Annotated in this window: 20 protein-coding genes; 7 read left to right on the top strand and 13 right to left on the bottom strand. The window is 63.6% G+C overall.

Going from position 1 to position 21,312, the window contains the following annotated elements:
• The first annotated feature begins 34 nt into the window (after positions 1-34).
• Positions 35-1,120 (top strand): Gfo/Idh/MocA family protein, encoded by a 1,086-nt coding sequence (locus NKI66_RS30395; protein WP_352441781.1) that lies wholly within the window; start codon positions 35-37, stop codon positions 1,118-1,120.
• Positions 1,121-1,135: 15 nt separating this feature from the next.
• Here NKI66_RS30395 and NKI66_RS30390 read toward each other — a convergent pair whose 3' ends face one another.
• Complete coding sequence (locus tag NKI66_RS30390) at positions 1,136-1,411, bottom strand: hypothetical protein (RefSeq protein WP_023809374.1); 276 nt, start codon at positions 1,409-1,411, stop codon at positions 1,136-1,138.
• A gap of 146 nt (positions 1,412-1,557) precedes the next feature.
• On the opposite strand from NKI66_RS30390, the gene NKI66_RS30385 reads away from it, so the two are divergent.
• Positions 1,558-3,579 carry an amidase gene (locus tag NKI66_RS30385; RefSeq protein WP_352753814.1) on the top strand — a complete coding sequence of 674 codons (2,022 nt, stop codon included), beginning with the start codon at positions 1,558-1,560 and terminating at the stop codon, positions 3,577-3,579.
• 341 nt (positions 3,580-3,920) lie between these two features.
• On the opposite strand, the gene frp is transcribed toward NKI66_RS30385, so the two are convergent.
• The 8 genes from frp to NKI66_RS30345 form a co-directional block, all read right to left on the bottom strand.
• On the bottom strand, positions 3,921-4,265 hold the full coding sequence (frp, locus tag NKI66_RS30380) for a fluorescence recovery protein (protein WP_023809376.1): 345 nt from the start codon (positions 4,263-4,265) through the stop codon (positions 3,921-3,923).
• Positions 4,266-4,326: 61 nt separating this feature from the next.
• Positions 4,327-4,974, bottom strand: a complete 648-nt coding sequence (locus NKI66_RS30375) for a ThuA domain-containing protein (protein WP_023809377.1) — start codon at positions 4,972-4,974, stop codon at positions 4,327-4,329.
• Positions 4,975-5,016: 42 nt separating this feature from the next.
• Positions 5,017-6,039: an LLM class flavin-dependent oxidoreductase gene (locus NKI66_RS30370; RefSeq protein ID WP_023809378.1), complete on the bottom strand. Its 1,023-nt coding sequence runs from the start codon at positions 6,037-6,039 to the stop codon at positions 5,017-5,019.
• Positions 6,040-6,109: 70 nt separating this feature from the next.
• Positions 6,110-6,997 (bottom strand): ABC transporter permease, encoded by an 888-nt coding sequence (locus tag NKI66_RS30365; protein WP_023809379.1) that lies wholly within the window; start codon positions 6,995-6,997, stop codon positions 6,110-6,112.
• On the bottom strand, positions 6,994-7,953 hold the full coding sequence (locus NKI66_RS30360) for an ABC transporter permease (protein WP_023809380.1): 960 nt from the start codon (positions 7,951-7,953) through the stop codon (positions 6,994-6,996). The genes NKI66_RS30365 and NKI66_RS30360 overlap by 4 nt, the downstream gene beginning before the upstream one ends.
• Positions 7,954-7,960: 7 nt before the next feature.
• Positions 7,961-9,598 (bottom strand): ABC transporter substrate-binding protein, encoded by a 1,638-nt coding sequence (locus NKI66_RS30355; RefSeq protein WP_023809381.1) that lies wholly within the window; start codon positions 9,596-9,598, stop codon positions 7,961-7,963.
• Positions 9,599-9,632: 34 nt separating this feature from the next.
• A complete protein-coding gene (locus NKI66_RS30350; protein ID WP_023809382.1) occupies positions 9,633-10,409 on the bottom strand; it encodes a DUF427 domain-containing protein in 777 nt (258 codons plus the stop codon).
• A gap of 21 nt (positions 10,410-10,430) precedes the next feature.
• Positions 10,431-11,789: an LLM class flavin-dependent oxidoreductase gene (locus NKI66_RS30345; protein ID WP_023809383.1), complete on the bottom strand. Its 1,359-nt coding sequence runs from the start codon at positions 11,787-11,789 to the stop codon at positions 10,431-10,433.
• A 190-nt stretch (positions 11,790-11,979) separates the two neighbouring features.
• Between NKI66_RS30345 and NKI66_RS30340 the strand changes: the two genes are divergently transcribed.
• The 5 genes from NKI66_RS30340 to NKI66_RS30320 all read left to right on the top strand — a co-directional run bounded on the left by NKI66_RS30340 (position 11,980) and on the right by NKI66_RS30320 (position 16,973).
• A complete protein-coding gene (locus NKI66_RS30340; RefSeq protein ID WP_352753813.1) occupies positions 11,980-13,788 on the top strand; it encodes a dipeptide ABC transporter ATP-binding protein in 1,809 nt (602 codons plus the stop codon).
• A 163-nt stretch (positions 13,789-13,951) separates the two neighbouring features.
• Positions 13,952-14,314 (top strand): hypothetical protein, encoded by a 363-nt coding sequence (locus NKI66_RS30335; protein ID WP_245273081.1) that lies wholly within the window; start codon positions 13,952-13,954, stop codon positions 14,312-14,314.
• Between the two features lie 222 nt (positions 14,315-14,536).
• Positions 14,537-15,883, top strand: coding sequence for a multicopper oxidase family protein (locus NKI66_RS30330; RefSeq protein ID WP_245273082.1), 1,347 nt, complete (start codon positions 14,537-14,539; stop codon positions 15,881-15,883).
• 41 nt (positions 15,884-15,924) lie between these two features.
• Positions 15,925-16,365, top strand: a complete 441-nt coding sequence (locus NKI66_RS30325) for a DUF411 domain-containing protein (RefSeq protein ID WP_023809387.1) — start codon at positions 15,925-15,927, stop codon at positions 16,363-16,365.
• A 185-nt stretch (positions 16,366-16,550) separates the two neighbouring features.
• On the top strand, positions 16,551-16,973 hold the full coding sequence (locus NKI66_RS30320) for a hypothetical protein (protein ID WP_023809388.1): 423 nt from the start codon (positions 16,551-16,553) through the stop codon (positions 16,971-16,973).
• Positions 16,974-17,078: 105 nt separating this feature from the next.
• On the opposite strand, the gene NKI66_RS30315 is transcribed toward NKI66_RS30320, so the two are convergent.
• The 4 genes from NKI66_RS30315 to NKI66_RS30300 form a co-directional block, all read right to left on the bottom strand.
• Positions 17,079-17,861 (bottom strand): ABC transporter ATP-binding protein, encoded by a 783-nt coding sequence (locus tag NKI66_RS30315; protein ID WP_352753812.1) that lies wholly within the window; start codon positions 17,859-17,861, stop codon positions 17,079-17,081.
• A 10-nt stretch (positions 17,862-17,871) separates the two neighbouring features.
• Complete coding sequence (locus NKI66_RS30310) at positions 17,872-18,639, bottom strand: ABC transporter permease (RefSeq protein ID WP_031212557.1); 768 nt, start codon at positions 18,637-18,639, stop codon at positions 17,872-17,874.
• A 100-nt stretch (positions 18,640-18,739) separates the two neighbouring features.
• On the bottom strand, positions 18,740-19,747 hold the full coding sequence (locus NKI66_RS30305; protein ID WP_031212560.1) for an ABC transporter substrate-binding protein: 1,008 nt from the start codon (positions 19,745-19,747) through the stop codon (positions 18,740-18,742).
• 200 nt (positions 19,748-19,947) lie between these two features.
• The gene (locus tag NKI66_RS30300; RefSeq protein WP_352753811.1) at positions 19,948-21,246 is read right to left on the bottom strand and encodes a hypothetical protein; all 1,299 of its coding nucleotides are present in this window, start codon (positions 21,244-21,246) and stop codon (positions 19,948-19,950) included.
• Between the last annotated feature and the right edge of the window lie 66 nt (positions 21,247-21,312).

The raw sequence follows: 21,312 nt of genomic DNA, 5'->3' as shown, positions 1-21,312 counted from the left end.
CAGCATCAGACTTGAAATCAAAGGGAGTTCGCCTGTGGCACCAATTCGTGTCGGACTGATAGGTCTTGGAGAGGTCGCGCAGTCGATCCATCTGCCTGTGCTGGGCGATCAGCGCGACCGCTGGGTGATCGCGGGCGTGTACGACGTGTCGCCCAGCCTGGTGTCACTCGTCACCTCCGAATTTGCGACGGCAAAGGCCTTCGACACGGCCGAGGCGCTGATTAATTCGCCCGACATCGACGCTGTGTTCGTGCTGTCATCCGACGATACCCACAGCCGCTTCGTGCGGGCGGCGATTGCTGCCAACAAACATATCCTGCTGGAAAAGCCCGCTTGCCTCACGGTGCGCGAAATCGACGATCTGCTGGCGCTGATGCCGGGCTACGACAAGACCCTGTTCGTCGGCTATATGCGCCGCTATGCGCCCGCCTATCTGGCCGCCAGGGACGAGCTGCCCGCCTTCGCCGACATCACCCATGTCCGCATCTTCGACCTGATCTCGGAGGGCCGGCATTTCCTCAAGAAGAGCCAGAACGTCCTTTACCCCCAGGACATCGACCCTGCCCTGCTGGCGCGTGGCGCAAGCGAACGCGACGCGCTGATCCGCGAGGTGGTGGGCGCCGACGCGCCGGCCGATCTGGTGCGCGCCTATCGCGGGCTGACGGCACTTTCCTCGCACCACATTTCGGCGATGCGTGGGCTGATCGGCGAGCCGACGCGCGTGCTGGCCGCGCACCGCACCAACGGCGGCGCCAACACATCAGTCACCTTCGACTACGGCCATTTCGCCTGTCTCTACGACGCGGTGGTCGACGATCTCGGCTTATTCGACGCCATGATCGAGGTGCGCTCGAACAACAGGCGGGTGCGCATCATCTACGACACGCCCTACATCCGCAGCCTGCCGACGCGGCTGGAGGTCACCGATGCCGGCCCGTTCGGCCCGGTGACGAAAACCCTCGGGCCTCTCTACGGCGATGCTTTCTCGAAAGAACTCGAGACTTTCCACCGCCACATCACCGAAGGCACAAAGCCGCTGACCGACCTCGCCGATTCCCGCCGCGACCTGGCGCTGATGGCCGAGATCATCGAGCGGATGAAGGAGAGTGGCGGGCGCTGAGGCGCTGCCTGCCGCCTACTTCCCACAGTGATGATCGTTGATCTTGTTCAACGCATTCGCGTCGGGTCCGACGCGATGATAGGAGCACGCGCCGGCTGCTGTCGTGACCAACTGCTGATCGTAGTAGCGCGGGCCGCCGAACAGGATGTCGATGAGATCGCCTTCGGCGGGAACGTAGCGTTCGGAGTGGACCCGGCGGTCGTGATACCGGTCGCCAGCGAAAGCCGGGGCGCAAACGCTTGAGCCCATGGCGACAGCGAGAGCTAGGATCGCAACGCATTTCGTGGTCATCGCCAATACCCTCCTGGCCATTTCCGGAATCACACCATACATCCAAAACCGCCAGCCGGACAAAAGTTCCGGAGATGACCGCGATAGGCTCTTGCCGAAGCCAGCTGCCTCGCTCATCCATGGTGCGTGGAAATGTGGGACCCGTGATGACCGATGCCGGCTTTCATCTCGTCGAAGCGACGATCGACCAATTGCGCCGCGCGCTCGATGACGGCACCGTCACCAGCGTCGAACTGGTCGGGGCGTATCTCAGGCGCATCGCGCATTTCGACCGGCACAGCATCAGCCTCAATGCCGTCCCGTTGCTCAACCCTGGCATGTTCGAGGAGGCTGCCGCCTCCGACCAGCGCCGCCGCAACGGCACCGTGCTCGGGCCACTCGACGGCATCCCCTACACCGCCAAGGACAGCTACAAGGTATCAGGCCTGACGGTCGCCGCCGGCTCGCCGGCCTTCGAGCATCTCATTGCCAATGAGGACGCCTTCACCATCGCCCGGCTGCGGGCCGGCGGCGCGGTGCTGATCGGGCTGACCAACATGCCGCCGATGGCCAATGGCGGCATGCAGCGCGGCGTCTATGGCCGCGCCGAAAGTCCGTACAATGGCGACTATCTCACCGCCGCCTTCGCATCGGGCTCATCCAATGGCTCCGGCACAGCGACAGCGGCCAGCTTCTGCGCCTTCGGGCTTGGCGAGGAAACCTGGTCGTCCGGCCGCGCGCCGGCCACCAACAATGCGCTGGTCGCCTATACGCCGTCGCGCGGTGTCATTTCGGTGCGCGGCAACTGGCCGCTGGTCCCGACCATGGATGTCGTCGCGCCGCACACGCGCAGCGTCCCCGACATGCTCGAACTGCTCGACGTGATTGTCGCCGACGACCCCGAGACGCACGGCGATTTCTGGCGCGCGCAGCCCTGGGTCAAGCTGCCGAAAAGCTCCGACGTGCGGCCGCCGCGCTATACCGACCTCACACTGGCGGGGTCGTTGAAAGGCATGCGGCTTGGCGTGCCCAGAATGTATATCGGCCGCGACACCGAGGCCGACAAGCCGATCGAAACCCGCGCCTCGGTACTTGCCCTGTGGGAGCAGGCGGCGGCCGATCTGAGGCGGCTTGGCGCCGAGGTGATCGAGGTCGATTTTCCCGTCGTCTCCAACTATGAACGCGACCGTCCCGGCGCGCGCAGCATGGTCGAGCGCGGGCTGGTGCCCCCAGAGTTCGCCGAGCGCGAGCTCTGGGACCTCTGCATCTGGGGCTGGGACGATTTTTTGCGCGCCAATGCCGATCCGGCGCTTCCCGATCTCGTCTCGGTCGATGGCCCAAAGATCTTCCCGCAACCGCCCGGCACGCTGTCCGACCGATACGAAGGCGGCTTCGACCTGAGGGTATATGTCGAGCGGGCACGGTCCGGCGTCACGCCCCTCGTGGACATTCCAACGCTGGAAGAGGGACTGAAGGGACTGGAAGCGACAAGGCGGATCGATTTCGAGGACTGGCTGGACGCGCAAGGCATCGACGCCGTGGTGCTGCCCGCCGCTGCCGATGTCGGGCCGGCCGATGCAGACATCGACGAGGCGTCCGCCGCCTTTGCCTGGCGCAATGGCACCTGGGTCGCCAACGGCAATCTGGTCTGGCGCCATTTCGGCATCCCCACCGTCACCGTGCCGATGGGTACGATGGCCGATATCGGTATGCCGGTCGGCCTGACTTTCGCCGGCAAGGCCTATGACGACGAAAGGCTGCTGCGCATGGCCGGCGATTTCGAACGCTCCACGCAGCGCCGCACCCGCCCGCCGCGCACGCCAGAACTTGCCGCCGATGTGTTTTCAGGCCGCCCCGCCCGAGCCGACGACAGCAAGGCGTCAGCGTTCGCCATCACGCTTGCCGCCGAGACGCGGCCTTTCGGCGATCAGGACGAGATCGTCATCACGCTCGACCTGCCAAATGAGGTGTCTGGGACGGCCTGCCTCAAGGTACATGTCAACGGAGAGGCCGTCGCGCTGCAGCGAAGCGGTGCGCGCTTCAGCGGGCACGCGCTCATTCCGGCCGCCGAGCATCAGCGCTTCCACAGCGTCTGGCGTGGCTCCTACGGTTCGATCGTCACAGCGGTGGTGTGGCTGGAGGATGGGCGCAGCGCCGGCGCCTATCTGGTTACGGGCGGGATTGGGTGAGGTTGCGCAATTCGTGCCTTAAGCCTCCCCGAATTCGTCATCCTAGGGCGGAGCAAGGAGCGAAGCGACGCGGCGCAGACCCTAGGATCCATGCCAGGACTGTGACCGAAGAATGCATCGGTCCAGAGCAATTGAGGTCAACTTTTCTTTCCAGATGCAGCGATTGCGACTGAAAGTTCTCCACCGTCGCACCGCACGGAAGTCGCGGCATGGATCCTAGGGTCTTCGCCACGTCGCTTCGCGACTGCTACGCCCTAGGATGACGAAGCGTGGGGTTCGCAAAAGTGTCGTCAATCAACGATCGCCAACCTCTCGCAGTTCTGGCAGCGCCGTTCCCCTCGTCATCCACTTGCAAAGCGACTCTCGACATAGGCCAGGTCCCGCTGAATGACATCCCGCTTGTCTTGCGACAGACCGCCAAGCAGCTTTTCATCGAGATATCCTGCTCGAATAAGCTGCGCGAACACGAAGAGAAGCTGCGAATAGCGATAGTCGAACGTGCGATCGATTTCCCGTCGCTGTTCACGCAAATAGCCTTCGAGCTCCCACATCTCGGAGGGCTGCGTCACCGCACTCGCCTTGCTTTTGAAGTCGGCCATCGTCTTTGCGAGCGCCGCCTCAAGAGCGGTATCGAAGGCATGGCGCGCGAGCTTCTTTTCGGATCCGGACCACTCGAAATCACTCATTTGATATCTCCATGGATGCCCTGTGAATTCAACCCAGGTTTTCACGAAAACGTGCCTGCTGCTACCCCCGCGCCGCCCAAAGCAAACCCCGCTCCACCATCAGCGCCATTTCCGGCACCGCGAACTCATCCGCCGTGTGACCAAGGGAACTGTAGAAAACCTTCCCCGCCCCATAGCGCCGTTTCCAGACGACCGGCATGACGACGCCGCCTATCCCCGGAAAATGCGCGTCGGTGAAGGTGGTGGTCGCCAGCACCTCGTTGCTTGGGTCGACATGCATGTAATATTGCTCCGACCGGTAGGCGAAATCGCTGATACCTTTTGTGATCGGATCGTCCGGCCGGGTGATGGCGACGTGATAGTCGATGATGTTGCCGGGATGCGCGACCCATTGACCGCCGGTCATGAACTGATAGTCGGGCTCGTTGCGGAAACTGTCGCCCATCGTCCCGTGGAAACCGCCGAGTCCGCTCCCCCCGAGAACCGCATGCGTCAGGTTCTGCAGTTCGGTCTTCTCGATCGTCGACATGGTGATGACGGGCACGATGAGATCGAATGACGACAGCTCCGGATCGGCGAACATCGCCGTGCCCTCGCCCAACGTGACGTCGAAGCCGTTTCGCTCAAGCAAGGTGCGAACGATCTTCGCGCTCTGCTCCGGCGTATGGCCCTCCCAGCCGCCCCAGGCGATCAAGGCCTTCTTTGGCATGGTGTACCTCCCTTGGAGCACTCCGCTTCGATCGATCCGGCGTCAGCGCCAGCCCAGAGCCGGCGCGACATGGGTCAGGATCGCCTCGATGACATGCGCATTATAGTCGACGCCGAGCTGGTTCGGAACGGTGAGCAGCAGCGTGTCGGCCTCGGCGATCGCCTCGTCCTGCGCCAATTCCTTGATCAGCACATCCGGCTCAGCCGCATAGCTGCGCCCGAAGATCGCCTTGGTGTTCTCCTCGATGAAGCCGATCTGGTCGCGGCTTTCGTTGCCGCGGCCGAAATAGGCACGGTCGTGATCGTCGACCAGCGCGAAGATGCTGCGGCTGACCGAGACGCGCGGCTCGCGCTTGTGGCCGGCCGCCTTCCAGGCCTCGCGATAGATGCGGATCTGCTCGGCCTGCTGGATGTGGAACGGCTTGCCGCTCTCGTCGAATTTGAGCGTCGAGCTCTGCAGGTTCATGCCGAGCTTGGCCGCCCATTCCGACGTGGCGTTGGTAGCCGCACCCCACCAGATCCGCTCGCGCAAACCCTCCGAATGCGGCTCGAGGCGCAAGAGGCCGGGCGGATTGGGGAACATCGGCCGCGGATTGGGCTGGGCGAACCCCTCGCCCCGCAGCGTCTCGAGGAATACCTCGGCATGATGCCGCGCCATGTCGGCGTCGCTTTTGCCTTCCGGTGGCGCGTAGCCAAAATGGCGCCAGCCATCGATCACCTGCTCGGGCGAGCCACGGCTGATGCCAAGCTGCAGGCGGCCGCCGGCGATGATGTCGGCGGCACCGGCATCTTCCGCCATGTAGAGCGGATTCTCATAGCGCATGTCGATTACTGCAGTGCCAATCTCGATGCGGCTGGTCTTGGCGCCAACGGCGGCCAGCAGCGGGAACGGCGAAGCGAGTTGGCGGGCGAAATGATGCACGCGGAAATACGCCCCATCCGCGCCAAGCTGTTCGGCGGCGACGGCGAGGTCGATGGATTGCAAAAGCGCGTCCGATGCCGAGCGCACTTGCGATTGCGACGAGGGCGTCCAGTGCCCGAACGACAGGAAACCGATTTTCTTCATAGCCATGCGATATAAGGATGCGCGTCAGGCTTCAATGCCAAAGAGATTTTTCGACGCACCCGATCAAGGCTCATGCATCGCTGTTTTCGAAGGCGCCGATGCCTTGTGCGATAAGGTTGGTCGCCATGACCAATGAGACGATTGCCGCGGAATTGAAGACGACGACCCACCATTTGCCGCCGGTCAGGAAGCCGTAGCCGTCGGCGACGGCCAGTCCCCAGTCGGCCGATGGCGGCTGGATGCCGAGGCCGAGAAAGCTCAGCGTCGCGATCGAAAAGAACGCGTAGCCCAGCCTTGTGACCAGCTCGATCAAGATCGTTTCCCTGATGTTGGGCAGTATCTCCAGAAACATGATGGCGAGCGGGCCCTCGCCGCCAAGCCGCGCAGCGCTGACATAGTCGCGCTCCTTCTGCTCGCGCACGGCGGCGCGGACGGTGCGAGCCACCAGCGGCGCGTAGGCGATGCCGATCACCAGGATGACGGTCAGGTTCGACGGGCCGATCGCCACCAGCGTCATGGTGACGAGAACAATGAACGGAAACGCCATCAGCGTATCGAGCAGCCGCGCGCCGATGGCATCGACCAGGCCGTCGAAATAGCCGAGCACCAGACCGATGATGCTGCCGGCGGCAACGCCGGCCAGCGTCGCCAGCGGCGCAACCAGCAGGATATCGCGCGATCCGACGACTATGCGGGACAGCACGTCGCGGCCGAGATGATCGGTGCCGAACCAGTGCAGCGCATCGGGCGGCGTCAGCATCGCCAGAAAATCCTCGGCATAGGGATCGTAGGGAACGAAGAGGTTGCCGAACAGTGCGCAAACGACCCAGAACAGAAGCAGCAGCGATCCGACCACGACCGACGGGGCCAGTCCGGAGAAAACACTGCGGATCCTGCGCACTGCCGGAAAGCCGGCCACCGCGCGCCGTGGTGCGGGAAACTCCGCCAGATCCGTCATGGCGAGGTCCGGCGGCGTTGCCGCGGATCGAGCAGCGCCAGCACGAGGTCGCCGGCCGCCGCCGACAGCACGAAGATTGCCGCCATCACCAGCACGCCGGCCTCGAGCATCGGGAAATCGCGTGCCTTGGCCGCATTCAGAACCAGATTGCCAAGCCCCTGGATGCCGAACAGCGCCTCGATCACCACCAGCCCGCCAAGCATGTAGCCGGTCTGCGTCGCCAGCACCGCGATGGTCGGCGTCAGCGCGTTGCGCAGCACGTGCCGAAAGATGATCTCGCGCCGCTCCAGCCCTTTCAGGACGGCGGTGCGCGTATAGTCGGCGGCCATTGCCTCGATCACCCCTGCCCGCGTCATCCGGGCGATGTAGCCGGCAAGGTTCAGCACCAGCGGCAGCGCCGGCAGGATCAGATAATAGCCATGCGTCCAGAAGCCCGCGCCATCGGGCGCAACGCCGGAGATCGGGAACCAGTTCAGCCACAGGCCGAAGAGGATAAGGAGCATCAGCCCGGAAACGAAATCAGGCACGATGCCGAAGGAAACGCCCGCCATCACGATCAGCCGGTCGATCAGGCGGCCGGCATTGAGACCCGCGATGACGCCGGCCCCTACACCAAGCGGCACGAGAAAAATCAGAATAATGCCGGCAAGGGCAGCAGAGCGCTTGAGGCTTTCGAGCACGAACGGCGCCACCGGCCCGCGCATAGACAACGAGGTGCCGAAGTCACCGGTCACGGCCTTGCTGAACCATAGCCAGTACTGGACGAGAATCGGCTGGTCGGCGCCGAGCCGCTTGTTCAGTTCCGCCACCGCCTGCGCGTCGGCAAACGGACCGAGCATCACGCGGCCGACATCGCCGGGCAGGACCTGCCCGGCGAAGAACACCAGGATGCTGACCAGCCACAGCGTGAGGACAAGTGTGCCCACACGCGTTGACAAAGTGCGGCCCGTCAGCATGTCTCGATCATGCCTGGACGAAGGAAACGCGGTCGAGCAGCAGATGCGAGATCGCCGTGAAGCGCACGCCCTCGACCTTGGAGCTGACGATTCGGCTGTATTGCGAGAAGTAGCTGATGATCGCCGGCGTTTCGTCGAGCAGCAAGGTCTGGATCTTGCCGGCAACGAGGCGCTGTGCCTGCAGATCACGCGCCTTCGAGTAATCGAGCAGCAGCGCATCATAGGCCGGGTTGTTGAAATGCGCCGCGTTCCAGGCTCCCGAACTCTTCAGCGTGGCGTTGAGGAAGATGTCGGGAGTGCCGCGATGGCCGTAGTCGGTGATGCCGAGCACCGAATCCAGCCATGGTGAGCTGCCGAAGGTCGCCGAGCCGTAATAGGCGTCCTGCGGCAGGACATTGAGCTTGATGTCGATGCCGGCCTTCCTGGCGAAGTTCTGGATGATCACCGCATAGTCGGGAATGTCATAGGCGCGTTCGGTGGTCAGCGTCACCTCGAAGCCGTTGGGCACGCCCGCCTCGCCAAGCAGGCGCTTGGCCTCGGCAATGTCTTGCTTGCGCTGCGGCACCGATGGATCGGCCGATGGGAAGATCGGCGCGAACGGGGTGTCGTTGCCGACGATGGCGCGGCCCTTCAGCAGGCCCTTGACGATCGCCTCGCGATCGAGCGTGAGCGCCAGCGCGCGGCGGACCCGCTTGTCGGTGAACGGAGCCTGGTCGGTTCTGAGATGCACCTGGTCATGCGAGCTTGCCTGCACGCTGAGCAGCTTGAAGTTGGGATTGCCTTCGATCGCGAGTTCCAGGCGCGTCGTGCTCGGGATGACGTCGAGCTGGCCGGCCTGCAGCGCCAGCACCTGCGCCTGCTCGTCGTCGAAAAACTTGATCTCGACCCGGTCGGGCAGCGCCTTGTCGCCCCAGTAGTCCTCATTGCGCACGAAGCTGGCGCCTTGCTTGGGACGGAAGGATTCCAGCTTGAACGGACCCGTGCCGTTGAAATTCTTCTCGAAATCGCCGGCATAGTCGGCCGGCAGGATCACGGCATTGTAGACGTCTGAGGAGACATAGAAGGGGAAGTTGCTGTTTGGGCCGTCGAGATCGAAGGCGACGGTTTCGTCGTCGACCAGCTTGGCGCCGCCCTTGGACAGGATGCCCTTGTAGGCCGACAGGGCCGACGAGCCGCTGGCCGGATCGACCAGCCGCTCGAAGCTCGCCACAACATCCCTAGCGGTGACCGCGCGACCATCGTGGAATTTCACCCCTGGCCGCAATTTGAAGGTCCAGCGACTGGCCGTCTCGTTTGCCTCCCAGGACAGAGCGAGCTTCGGCTGCAGACCATCCTTCGGATCGTCGAGGATCAGATACTCGCCGACCTGGCTGATCACCCCGATGCTGGCCGGATCGGTCACCGAAACCGGATCGATCGCCTTGGTCGGCTGGCCGAGCCCGACGCGAACCGTGCCGCCGGCAGCCGTCGCGGCGCGTGCGCCTCCAAGCCCCTGCGAGGCGGCAAAGCCGGTCAGGCCGAGCAGTGCGGCGTATTTCAGGAGATCGCGGCGCTTGAGAAAGCCGCCCTGATATTCGTCGACGGCGACATTCCAGATGTCCCCCGACAGGTTGCGAACTGCGTCGATATCTCTGCGTTTGGTCATGTTAAACCCCTGCTCTGAAATGAAGATTGAAAAGCTATGCGACGGGTTCGCCGTCGAGATGGATGCGGTCGACGGCCTGCGGATAGAAGGCGATGAGCCCTTTGATCTTCGGCATTTCCTCTATCGGATCCCGGTAGCTCCAGGCGATGTCCGGGCGCACCGTTCCGTCGCTCAGCAGGCCGGACCAGTAGGAGGCGATGCCCTTGTAAGGACATCGCGTCGTTGTGACGGACGCCGTCAGCCGCTCCAGCCGGATGTCTTCCGCCGGCAGATAGAAACGCGTCGGCAGATGCGTCTCGAACAGCAGAACCGGACGGTGGCTGTCGGCGATTGGCTCGCCGTCGAACCAGATTTGCACATGGCTGGAGCTCTGCAGCACATCGATGCGCGCATACGGGTCTCGAGCGTGGACGAAGACTTCTTCATCCTCCTCGAACCACTGGTCGACGGCCTTCCAGGTGAAGGCGATGCGGCCAGCCAGCGGCGACAGGTTTTCATCCGGCGGCGAAACGAACGCCCAGGCCGCGTTGGCGCTGCGCCTGTCACCGGTATCAATATCCCAATAGGCTGTCTCGCCACCGACCGGATGCGGTTCGCGATGCAATGAGGGTCTCAGCACCGACGGGTCGACCGCTGACGGCGGGAAGAAATAGATCGGCAGGAAATGGTTGGAGCGCAACACCAGCACGTTGCGGCTGTCGGCGATGGTGCGGCCGCCGAATTTGACACGCACGCGCTTGGGGCTGTGCAGGACATTGACGAGCTGCGGCGCGGTGGCTTCGCGGGGCTGCAATCTTGGTGCAACGGTCATGATCGTTCTCCCGGCCTGACGTCAGGACACCGCGCGCGCATTGTCGCGCTGTTCGGCGAAGCGATTGGCTGGTCGCGCCAGGCCGAAGCGGTCGCGCAACGTTCCCGGCGCGTATTCGAGGGGGAATACGCCGCGCCGCTGCAGCTCCGGAACCACCTGTTCGGCGAAATTCACCCAGTCCTCGGGCAGCAGCGGGAACATCAGGTTGAAGCCATCGGCGGCACCCGAAACGAACCAGTCCTGCAATTGGTCGGCGATCTGTACCGGCGTGCCGGCGACGGTCGGCACCGAACCGCTGTTGGCAAGCTTGCGGGCGATCTCGCGCAGGCTGAGATTCTGCTTCGCCCACTGCTTGACCCGGTTGAGCGACGTGCGTCCGCCATTGAACGTGCTCTCGTCCGGCAGAGGCGGCAATGGCCCGTCCGGCGGGAACAGCGACAGGTCCAACCCGCTCCAGCTGGACAGAAGGTCGATGCCGACCTGATCGGGAAGCAAGGTCTGCAGATATTCCTGCTTTTCCCGGCCTTCCGCCTCGGAGGCGGCGACAACAGGCAGGATGCCGGGCAGGATCTTGAAGCTCTCCGGCCGCCTGCCGTGGCGGGCCAGCCGCTCGTTGATATCCTGACGGTATTTGATGCCATCCTCCTTGGTGCTGTAGATGGCGAAGTGCGCATCGGCCTGGGCGGTGGCGAAGTTCTTGCCGTCTTCGGAGGATCCGGCCTGGACGATCAGCGGATGACCTTGCGGCGGCCGCGAGACGTTGAGCGGCCCGCGCACCTTGAAATGCTTGCCCTTATGGTCGATGGGGTGGACCTTGTCGGGATCGGCGAAATAGCCCGACGCCTTGTCGATCAGCAGCGCCTCGTCTTCCCAACTGTCCCACAGCGCTTTGACGATATCGAGGAATTCGGCCGCGCGCTCATAGCGGAATGCATGTTCGATATTGCCGTCGCGGCCGAAATTGCGCGCCTCCTCGTCCATAGCCGAGGTGACGACGTTCCAAGACGCCCTGCCCTTGCTGATATGGTCGAGCGACGCGAACATGCGCGCCACATTGTAGGGCTCGCTGTAGGAGCTCGACGCCGTGGTGATCAGGCCGATATGCTTGGTCACGCCGGCTAGCGCCGACAACAGCGTCAGCGGTTCGAGGCGGGCATTGGCATAGTGGGCAACGCCGCTCTTGACCGAATCCCAGATCGACACGTGGTCGGCGACGAAGATGGTGTCGATCCTGGCGCGCTCGGCCGCCTGCACGAGATCGCGGTAGAACTCGAAGTCCAGCACTTCCCGGCCCGGTGCCCGCGGATGGCGCCACGACATTCGATGATCGCCCTGCGGGTTGAAGAAGAATGCGCTGAGGATCATGTGGTCTCGAGCCATGCCGGCCTCCTTCCAGATCTGCTCCGGAGACCGTCGCGCTGCTTCGGCAGGCGGCGACAATCTCTGCTGATCCGAGAAAGGTAGATTGCGCTCCGGCTTAATCCGAGTAATTTTATAGAGATAATGCGTTGCGAAAGCGGAAGCGATTGCCCTCGATCGCAGCCCGCGAAGAAAGTGGTTTCAAGTCCCCATGTCCTCCTCGGTTCTGAACGTCGACCAGCTGTCCATCGCCTATGACGGGCACAAGGGATCGCATCCCGCCGTCAGCGGCGTGTCGCTGCATATAGGCGAAGGCGAAGCGCTCGGCCTGGTCGGCGAGTCGGGATCTGGGAAAAGCTCGGTGGCGCTCGCCATCCTGCGCTATCTGCCGAAGAATGCCCGCATGGCGGTGTCAGCGCTCGAATTCCAGGGCCGGGAAATCCGCGACCTCTCCGCCGAGCAGCTGCGCCAGCTCCGGGGAAATCACATCGCCGCCGTCTACCAGCATCCGGGCGCGGCCCTCAATCCGAGCATGACGATCGGCCGGCAGATCACCGAAACGATCATGCGGCACCGCCCGGTTCGCCCCGACGAGGCGCGCGAGCGTGCCGCGGAACTGCTCGGACGGGTCCGCGTCGGCCATCCGGAGCGTGTGCTGGATCTCTATCCGCACGAATTGTCCGGTGGCATGCAGCAGCGCGCCAACATCGCCATTGCGATTGCGCTCGATCCGTCGCTGCTGGTGCTGGACGAGCCAACGACGGCGCTCGATGCCAGCGTCCAGTCCGAGATCATCGCCATCCTGCATGACCTTCGCAAGGATCACAAAACCAGCATCCTGCTGATCAGCCACGACATCCATATGATCCGCTGCTCCTGCGACCGTGTGGCGGTAATGCAGGAGGGCACGGTGGTCGAGAGCGGCGCCGTCGGCGATGTATTCGACAACCCCTCTCATGCCTACACAAAGGCGCTCATCGCCTCGATCCCGGCGCTCAACTACACCAAGCGGGACGGAAGACTGGCGGAGACGGACGGCATGCCAGCGCACCCCACAGCCCAAGGCGAAGACGCCGGCTTGCCAAAAGAACGCCGGATCGCGATCGCCTGCAAAGGCATCAGTCATGCCTTCGGCAGCCAGCCAGTGCTGCACGGCATCGATCTCGACATCGGCCAAGGCGAAACCTTCGGGCTGATCGGCGAGTCCGGTTCCGGCAAGTCGACCCTGGCACGCATCGTCACCGGCCTGCAGACGCCCAGCGCCGGATCGGTCGAGCTGTTCGGCAGAACGGTCGCGCCGCGCGTCGAGAAGAGAAACCTTGCCGAACGCCGCGACGTGCAGATGGTCTTCCAGTCGCCGGATCGCACGCTCAACCCGCGCCAGCGGATCGGCAGGATCCTTGGCCGCCCGTTGCGGCGGCTCGCCGGGCTGCGCGGCAGTGAGGTGAGAGCGCGCGTCAGCGACCTGCTGCAATCGGTCCGCCTCGCCGGCGCCACGGCCGAGCAGAAATCGCGGTCGCTTTCCGGCGGACAACGGCAACGGGCGGCGATCGCGCGCGCCTTCGCCGGCGTGCCGAAGGTCGTCGTGCTCGACGAACCCACCTCCGCACTCGACGTCTCGGTCCAGGCGACAGTGCTCAACCTGCTCAACGACCTGCAGCGCGACAAGGACACCACCTATCTGTTCATCAGCCACGACCTCAGGGTGGTGCGCTACATGGCCGACAGAATTGGCGTGCTCTATCGCGGCCGCTTGGTCGAGACAGGCTCATCCGACCAGATCTTTCGCGGCCCGAACCACCCCTACACCGCACTGCTTCTGGCGGCATCTTCCGATGAGGCCGCGCCAAAGCTTTCCGCTTCGGTCGAGACAGAGGCCACCGGCATCCCGAACACGGGATGCTCCTTCGCCGACCGCTGCCCGCTGGTCCTGCCCGACTGCAGAAAGGCAGAGTCGCCCGCTAACGAGGTCGCGCACGGCCACCGGATCGCCTGCTGGCGGCACAGCCAGGGTTTTTGAGCGGCTCAACAGCAGCCCGAAGGCCCGCGGCAGCTCGGTTTTAGCGGCAGGCGCGATGCGATGCCGGGATTGTCGCAGCATTGGAATCCAGCTTGCAAAAGCCATCTTTTGAGGCCAGCCTAGACGGATGATGGCACGCCGGTCGCCAAAACATATTCTTGTCATGCTGCTCGCGGTATTCCTGACCGCCGGGTTCAGCCTGTCTGCCGCTCAGGCGAGCGTCATGTCGGCGAAGATGATGATGACGACTGGCAGCGGCATGCCTGCCGGCACCGGCATGGCCAGGATGGCCGACACCGCCATGAATGGCGATTGTAGCGCGTGCCTCAAGGGCGCCGCCGACAGTGGCAAATCGATGCATTGTCCGCCGACCTGCGTCGCACCGGTGCTCGCGGTGTTGCCGCTCGAGTTCGCGGCGATGACTTTGACCCGGGCATCGCTGCCGTCGGCACTGCCGACCCCGTTCCTTCATGGGCGAAGTTCCTTGCCCGACCCATTCCCTCCCAAATCCACCGATCTCGTCTGACGCAGTTTCAGCCGCCTCGCGGCTGACTTCTGGCGTTTGATTACCGCTGGCGCTTTGCGCCGGCGAGCACACGGCAACTCGACGTCGAGAGGCTCGCCGTCGATCGAGATCGCAAAGGGCTTGAGAGTGAGTATCGATTTCAGTCATTCCATTTCACGCCGCAGGTTTGTCCTCGCGGCGGCGGGCGTTGCGGCGGCCACCGTAGTGCGCCCCGTATCGTCGATGGCATCCGCCGTCGATGAGCGCCGCATAAGGATGGCGCCGGGCCAGGCCATGTTCACCGGCGCTAGCGGTCCGCTTACGCCTGTCTGGACCTATGATGGGACGGTCCCAGGCCCGGTGCTGCGCTTACGCCAAGGCCAGCCCGCCCGTATCGTCGTCGAGAACGGATTGAACGAGGACACGACAGTCCACTGGCATGGCATCCGCCTGCAAAACGCCATGGACGGCGTGCCCGGCCTGACACAGCCGCCGATCAAGCCGGGGACAGATTGCGTCTATGAATTCACGCCGCCCGACGCCGGCACCTTCTGGTACCATCCGCATGCCAACAGCCTCGTGCAGCTCGGCCGCGGGCTGGCCGGCGTCCTCGTTGTCGAGGAGACCGAACCTGTCGCCGTCGACCGCGACCTCCTGTGGTTGCTGCAGGACTGGCGGCTTGCCGACGACGGGCAGATGGCCCTCGGCTTCGGCAGCGCGATGGACGCGGCGATGTCCGGCCGCGTCGGCAACGTCGTCACCATCAACGGCACGGCGCCGGCCGACCAGAGCGCAAGGGCGGGCGAACGCGTCAGGCTGCGGCTGGCCAATGCCTCGCTCGCCCGCATCATGGCGTTGCGCTTCGAAGGCCACCGCCCGGTCGTCGTGGCGATCGACGGCCAGCCCTGTGATCCGCACGAACCGGATGACGGCCGTCTTGTTCTGGCACCCGCCATGCGCATCGATGTCATGATCGACACGCAGGGCGACCCGGGCAAGCGTTACGCGGTGATCGACGACTTCTATGACGGTCTCGCCTATACGCTGACCACGCTTGCCTATGACAGCGCATCGCCGCTTCGGACCCATCCTCTCGACACGCCGCTTGGCCTGCCGCGCAACCCGTTGCAGCAACCCGATCTCGCAAGCGCCGAACGTCAGGAGATCGTCCTGCAGGGCGGCATGATGGGTGGCGGCAAGCTCGCCGGCGTCGGCGGCATGATGGGCATGGCGACACCCGGCATGAAGGGTGGCGCGGCCTGGGCGATCAACGGCATGTCGATGACCGGTGACGGCCACGCCGGCATGGCGCCGCAGTTCACCTTGCCGCGCGGCGCAACCTGTCATCTCACCATGCGCAACGAAACCGCCTGGTGGCACCCGATGCACATCCACGGCTTCAGCATGCTGGTGCTTGCGCGCAACGGTTCGCCGGTGACGCACCGGCAATGGCAGGACACGGTGCTGCTCGCCCCCAAGGACACGATCGAATGCGCTTTCGTCGCCGACAATCCAGGCGACTGGATGCTGCACTGCCATGTCGCCGACCACCAGATGGCCGGCCTCATGACGGTGTTTCGAGTGACCTGATTTTCTCGTCAAACAACGTCAAGACAACAAGGAGAACTGCGATGAAACTGACTTACTCCCTCGCCGCCTTAGCGGTCGCGATCGCCATGCCGCTGCCAGCTGTCGCGGCGACCATCAACGCGGTGATGTACAAGAACCCGCAATGCAGCTGCTGCGAATCCTATGCCAACTATCTGGAACACAACGGCTTCAAGGTCGACATCAAGCCGGTCAACAACCTGTCCCAGATCAGCAGCGATGCCGGCGTGCCGGCCGACCTCGAAGGCTGCCACACGCTGATGGTCGACGGCTATGTCGTCGATGGCTTGGTGCCGGTCGATATCGTCAAGAAACTGCTGACGGAGCGGCCCGCCATCACCGGCATCACGCTAGCCGGCATGCCGACCGGCGCTCCCGGCATGGGTGGCGAGAAGGCCGGCCCGTTCATCGTCTACGCCTTCACCAAGGACGGCAAGGCGCCCACCGTCTACGCGACGGACTGAAAGGCAACCGCGATGTCTGCCGATATGTCGGATTGCCCTGCCCGAACCTGGCTCGCCATGATGTTCCGGTCCTTCGCACGGCCTCGTGTCCTGCTTTTGCGCCATTTCGCATACAAGGACATGAGTTTGTGCTAATATACAATGGCCATGCACCTTCGTGCGTGACCAACCAATGGGAGGATGCAATGAAAACCATAAATCGCAGGTCTGCAATTGCTCTCGGTGTGACGGCCGCCGCGATTACGCCTCTGTTCACCCTGGCGGCATCCGCGAAGGTCAAGAAATACGGCCCGAAGGAAGGCAAGGAGATTGCGCCCGGTGTAAGGGTGGTGGAGGTCGGCACCGGCGACTCCGACATCGCCGCTTACAAGAGCATCGCGATCGTCGATGTGGTGTTTCAGCCCGGAGCGCACGCTTCCGCGATGATGATGGACAACGACATGGTATGCACCATCACTTCAGGCGCGTTCACCATCAAGAAGGCAGACAAGGAATTCAAGCTCAAGACGGGTGACATGTACACCTGCGCCAAGGGCAAGACCGACGAGGCGACGAATACAAGCAAAGAGGTCGGCGTGCATCGTATCGCCGTCCTGATACCTGCGTAGCAGTTGGAGTTCCGGCCGGACAGGCGGCTTGCATGCTGTCCGGCCGTCGTTTGCGTATCGCCGGGTGCTAGCCTCGTCCGGCATGATTGGGCCTACCACAAGCGCCTACGCCATTTCGGAGCGTTTTGAACCCTCGCGGATGGCCTTGTGCACGCCGCGCTGCAGATCCATGAATGCAGGGCTTTCCATCACCTCTTCGCGGCGCGGGCGCTCGATATCGACGTTGAAGGTCTGGGTGATGCGGCCCGGGCCGATGCCCATGACGACGATGCGGTCCGACAGATAGACGGCCTCCTCCACATCATGGGTGACAAACAGGACGGTCAACCTGTGTTCCTCCCAGATCTGGGTGAGCAGTTCCTGCATCTGGTGCCGGGTCAAGGCATCGAGCGCGCCGAAGGGCTCGTCCATCAACAGCATCTTGGGCCGGTAGGAAAGCGCGCGCGCAATGGCGACGCGCTGTTTCATGCCGCCCGAGAGTTCGGCCGGGTAGCGGTCGGCGCTGTCGGACAGCTTGACGAGTTCGAGATGCTCCAGCGCGATCCTGCGGCAGGTCGGGCGATCGTAGCCGGCGGCCTTGAGGGCAAACTCGATGTTCTGCCGCGCCGTCAGCCAGGGAAGCAGCGTGTAGGACTGGAAGACGACGCCACGGTCGAGACCCGGCTGCAGGATCGGCGCGCCGTCGATGCTGAGATCGCCCGCGTCGAAGTCCTGCAGTCCGGCAACGATCGACAGCAGCGTGCTCTTGCCGCAGCCCGACGTACCGACCAGGGACACAAACTCGTTGTCGGCAAGATCGAGGTTGATATCGCGCAGCACTTCCGTGCGCCGTTCGCCCGTGCCGAAGCTCTTGCGGAGGCCGGCGATCCGCAATTTGGGGAAACTCATCGGCTGGACCTCATTGCGAGCGGCCCTCTTGCTTGAACAGCACCTTCTCCAGCGCCTTCATCACCTGGTCGGTGATGAGGCCAAGCAGGCCAAGCAGCAGGATGTAGCCGATGATCGTGTTGGTCTGGAAATAGCGCTGCGACACGGTGATGCGATAGCCGAGCCCCGAAGTCGCGGCGACAAGTTCGGCCAGCACCAGCCAGGTCCATGCCCAGCCCAGGCTGATGCGCAGCGTATCCCAGATACCCGGCAAGGCGCTGGGGACGACGATGCGCGTCAGGATCTTGCGATCCGGCAGGCCGAGTGTGCGCCCAAGGCCGATGAAATCGGTGGGAACCCGTTTGACGTTGTCCATGATCATAAGGACCTGCTGGAAGAAGGTGCCGATGAAGATGATCAGGAACTTCTGCGAATCTCCGGTGCCGGCCCAAAGAATGGAGAGCGGCACGAAAGCGACGACCGGCATGTAGCGGATGAAATCAACCAGCGGCTCGATGGCCGCTTCCCAAGAACGGAAACTGCCAATCAGAACGCCGATCGGTATCGACAGTACCGAGGCGATGAGGAAGCCGATGGAGATGCGATACATCGAGGCTTTGAGGTCCAGCCACAACGTGCCGTCGGCAGCGAGCTTGGCGATCTGCGTCGCGACGCTGCCCGGCGAAGGCAGGAAGATCGGCTTTACCAACCCCAGTCCGGTCGCCGCCCACCAGGCAAGGCCCAGCCCAACGAACACGGCCACCGCGATGATCAGAAAGCGCGACCTGGCGATGGGCACGCCGATCCCGGAGGATCGGCGGCGCCTCGCCTGTTTCGCGATCGGTCCTGGCGCCGGTCGCTCCCCGGGCATCTGTGTCACCACCGCGATCCGGCCTTGATCATTCCGCCGCCTTGACGAAGGACGGGTCGATCATCTGCTCCGGCGTCACATCGGCCTGCAGCAGCTTGGCGTTCTTGGCGGCGGCTTCGACATCGGCGAAGGTCTTGGTGGTGAAGTCGCCGGTGAGCGCCGTCTTGTTTTCGGCCAGCGAGTAGTAGCGCACGCCGTCAAAGGCGGTGTTGAGGTCCTTGACGTCCGAACCGACAGCCTTGGCGATGATGGCGCGGCCGCCGGGCGTATCAGCATTGTAGTCCTTGAGCGCTGCGTCCCAGCTCTTGATCATGGCCAGCACCTGGCCGGGCCGCGACTTGATCACCTCGTCACGCACCACCAGCACGTCGCTGATCAGGCCGGGATCCTCGCCGGCGGTGAACAGAAGCTTGAGGTCCTTGTTCTGCGCCATGGCGACGGTGAGGTACGGTTCATAAGTCACCGCGACCGGCACCTGACCGGCGATCAAGGCGCTGCCGGCATCGGACGCCGGCATCGGGACCGGCTTCACATCGTCGATCGACATGCCGTTCCTGGCGAGCGCGTATTTGAGCAGGATGTCGCTCGTCGTGCCTTCCTCGAAGGCGACCTGCTTGCCCTTAAGGTCCGCGATGGAGGTGACGTCCTTGCCGGCGATGATGGCGTCGGCGGTCATGGAGACGTCGAGCAGCAGCACGATCTTCACCGGCAGGCCGGCCGCAACCATGCCCATCGCCGTGTGGGTGGCGATGTTGGCGGCGTCGAGCTGGCCGCTTGCAAGTGCTGCATTGATGTCCTTGTCCTCGGCGAAGTTGACGATCTGGACGTCGCTCAGCCCGTTTGTCTTGAACAGACCCTTGGCCTCGGCGACATGCCACTGGCCATAGCCGAGCCAGGGCTCGATGCCGATCTTGAACGCTCCTGCCTCGGGCGTGGTGGGAATGGCCGCATCGGCCGCGTAGGCTGCCGGGGCGGCGGCGAGTCCGATGGCGGCGGCCATCACGAGCGCGCGAAACTGTCCTGTTAGGTTACGCATCATCTTTGTTCCCCTTGATGATCAGACCGCTTTTTCTAGCTGAGGTAGCCGGTCTGGTGAGACTGCGGGTTTCTGCTCTTGCGGCACTGTGCCTCGGCGTCTTACCTGCCACTTCATGGTGAAGTGCGAGGATATTTCAGCGTCAGCGGGAGCGGATGTCAAGGCTAAAATACATACATGCATATACAAGTTGGAAAGACTCAATTTCCCACCTTGGCCGGATCGATCCGGTCGAGGAAACCTGTCACCCGATCGGCTCCGGCAACGGGTTCGCTGCCGACCATGACCGCGACTGAGAAGGCAATGAGGGAGGAGACCGGCGTGTGGCTGCGCGCGCCAGCCCGCAGGTTCATAACCAGCGTCGGCGACAGGAAAAGACCGGCTCGCAGCACCGCGCGCCAATCGGCCGGCAGCATGCCGCGCCGTTTGAGCTCCAGCAGCAATGGCCGCCACAGCGCTGTCGCCTTGACCTCCAGCAGGTCGCGGCGGACGAGGCTCAGGTCCCAGTCCGTGTCGACATGGAGCAGATTTCCGTCCAGCCGCGCCTGGGCGCGAAAAGCCTCTGTCGCGGTCGCCGGATCATAGAGCCAGAACGGGTGGGCGAAGATGTTGTGGAACGTCGCCTTCACCTCGGCCAGCAGCGTCGGGATGTGCGAGCCGGCAAAGGCGGGATCGAAGAAGGACAGCTCCGCCCTCCCCCCCTTCGCCGTGTACCAGACATTGGCGTTGTGGGCGTCGCCATGCGCGACCACGCCGCCGGCATCGGCAAGGCGGTCGGGCCGTAAGCGCACAGCCGCGGCATCGAAAAGCTCACCGATGCTGTCGGTGTACTGCTGGTCGTTGATGACGAATTTCAGCCGGGAAAACCGATCCCAATCCAGCTCGGCACCGGGAAAGACGAACGGCTTGCCGACATAGAAATCGGCCAGCCTTCCGCCTGGTGACAAGCGTGTCTCGGCATCGATCAGCCGCTCATGAAACAGCCTGTGGATCGGCTCCGCCGCCACGTCCTCGACAGTGACGGGATGCAGCGTCTCGAGATAGACCTTGAGCAGCCTGGCCGACAGGTCGCGCTCGGCAAGAACGGCTTCTTGCCGCTTGCAGGCATCGTCCTGCCCATCCAGCGCGAACAGCACATCCGAAAATCTTGGATCCGTGCGGCGGCGATAGACAAGGATCTGCTCGCCTGGTTGGGCAGACATATGCACGGGTTGGTCGACCGGCAGGCCGGCGCGCGACAGAATCTCGGCGCGGTAATACTCGCCCGTCATCGCCTCTTCCCGCTCCTCCTGATGGAACTTGAAGAAGTAGGCCTTGCCATCGTCCTCGAAGAAGCCGTTCAACGAATTGAGGCTGTACTTGTCGAAGTTGATGCGCACATTGCGGGGGGTCATCGCGAACAGGTCGCCCAGCAATGCCGCCAGCGCGCTTTGTGCTTCGGCAACATCATGCTGCGCGAGTGCCCGGATCCGCGCCGTGCGGCTCAGTGCCGGCGTCATCTGTCGCTCCTTCCAGCCAGTTCGTTCGCCGAGGGCGAAACCGTTTTCATCGATACATGTATATAC

The sequence above is a fragment of the Mesorhizobium sp. M0518 genome (assembly GCF_040321125.1).
In the GTDB taxonomy this organism is placed as follows: Bacteria; Pseudomonadota; Alphaproteobacteria; order Rhizobiales; family Rhizobiaceae; genus Mesorhizobium.
This window is presented reverse-complemented; position numbering and strand designations above follow the sequence as displayed.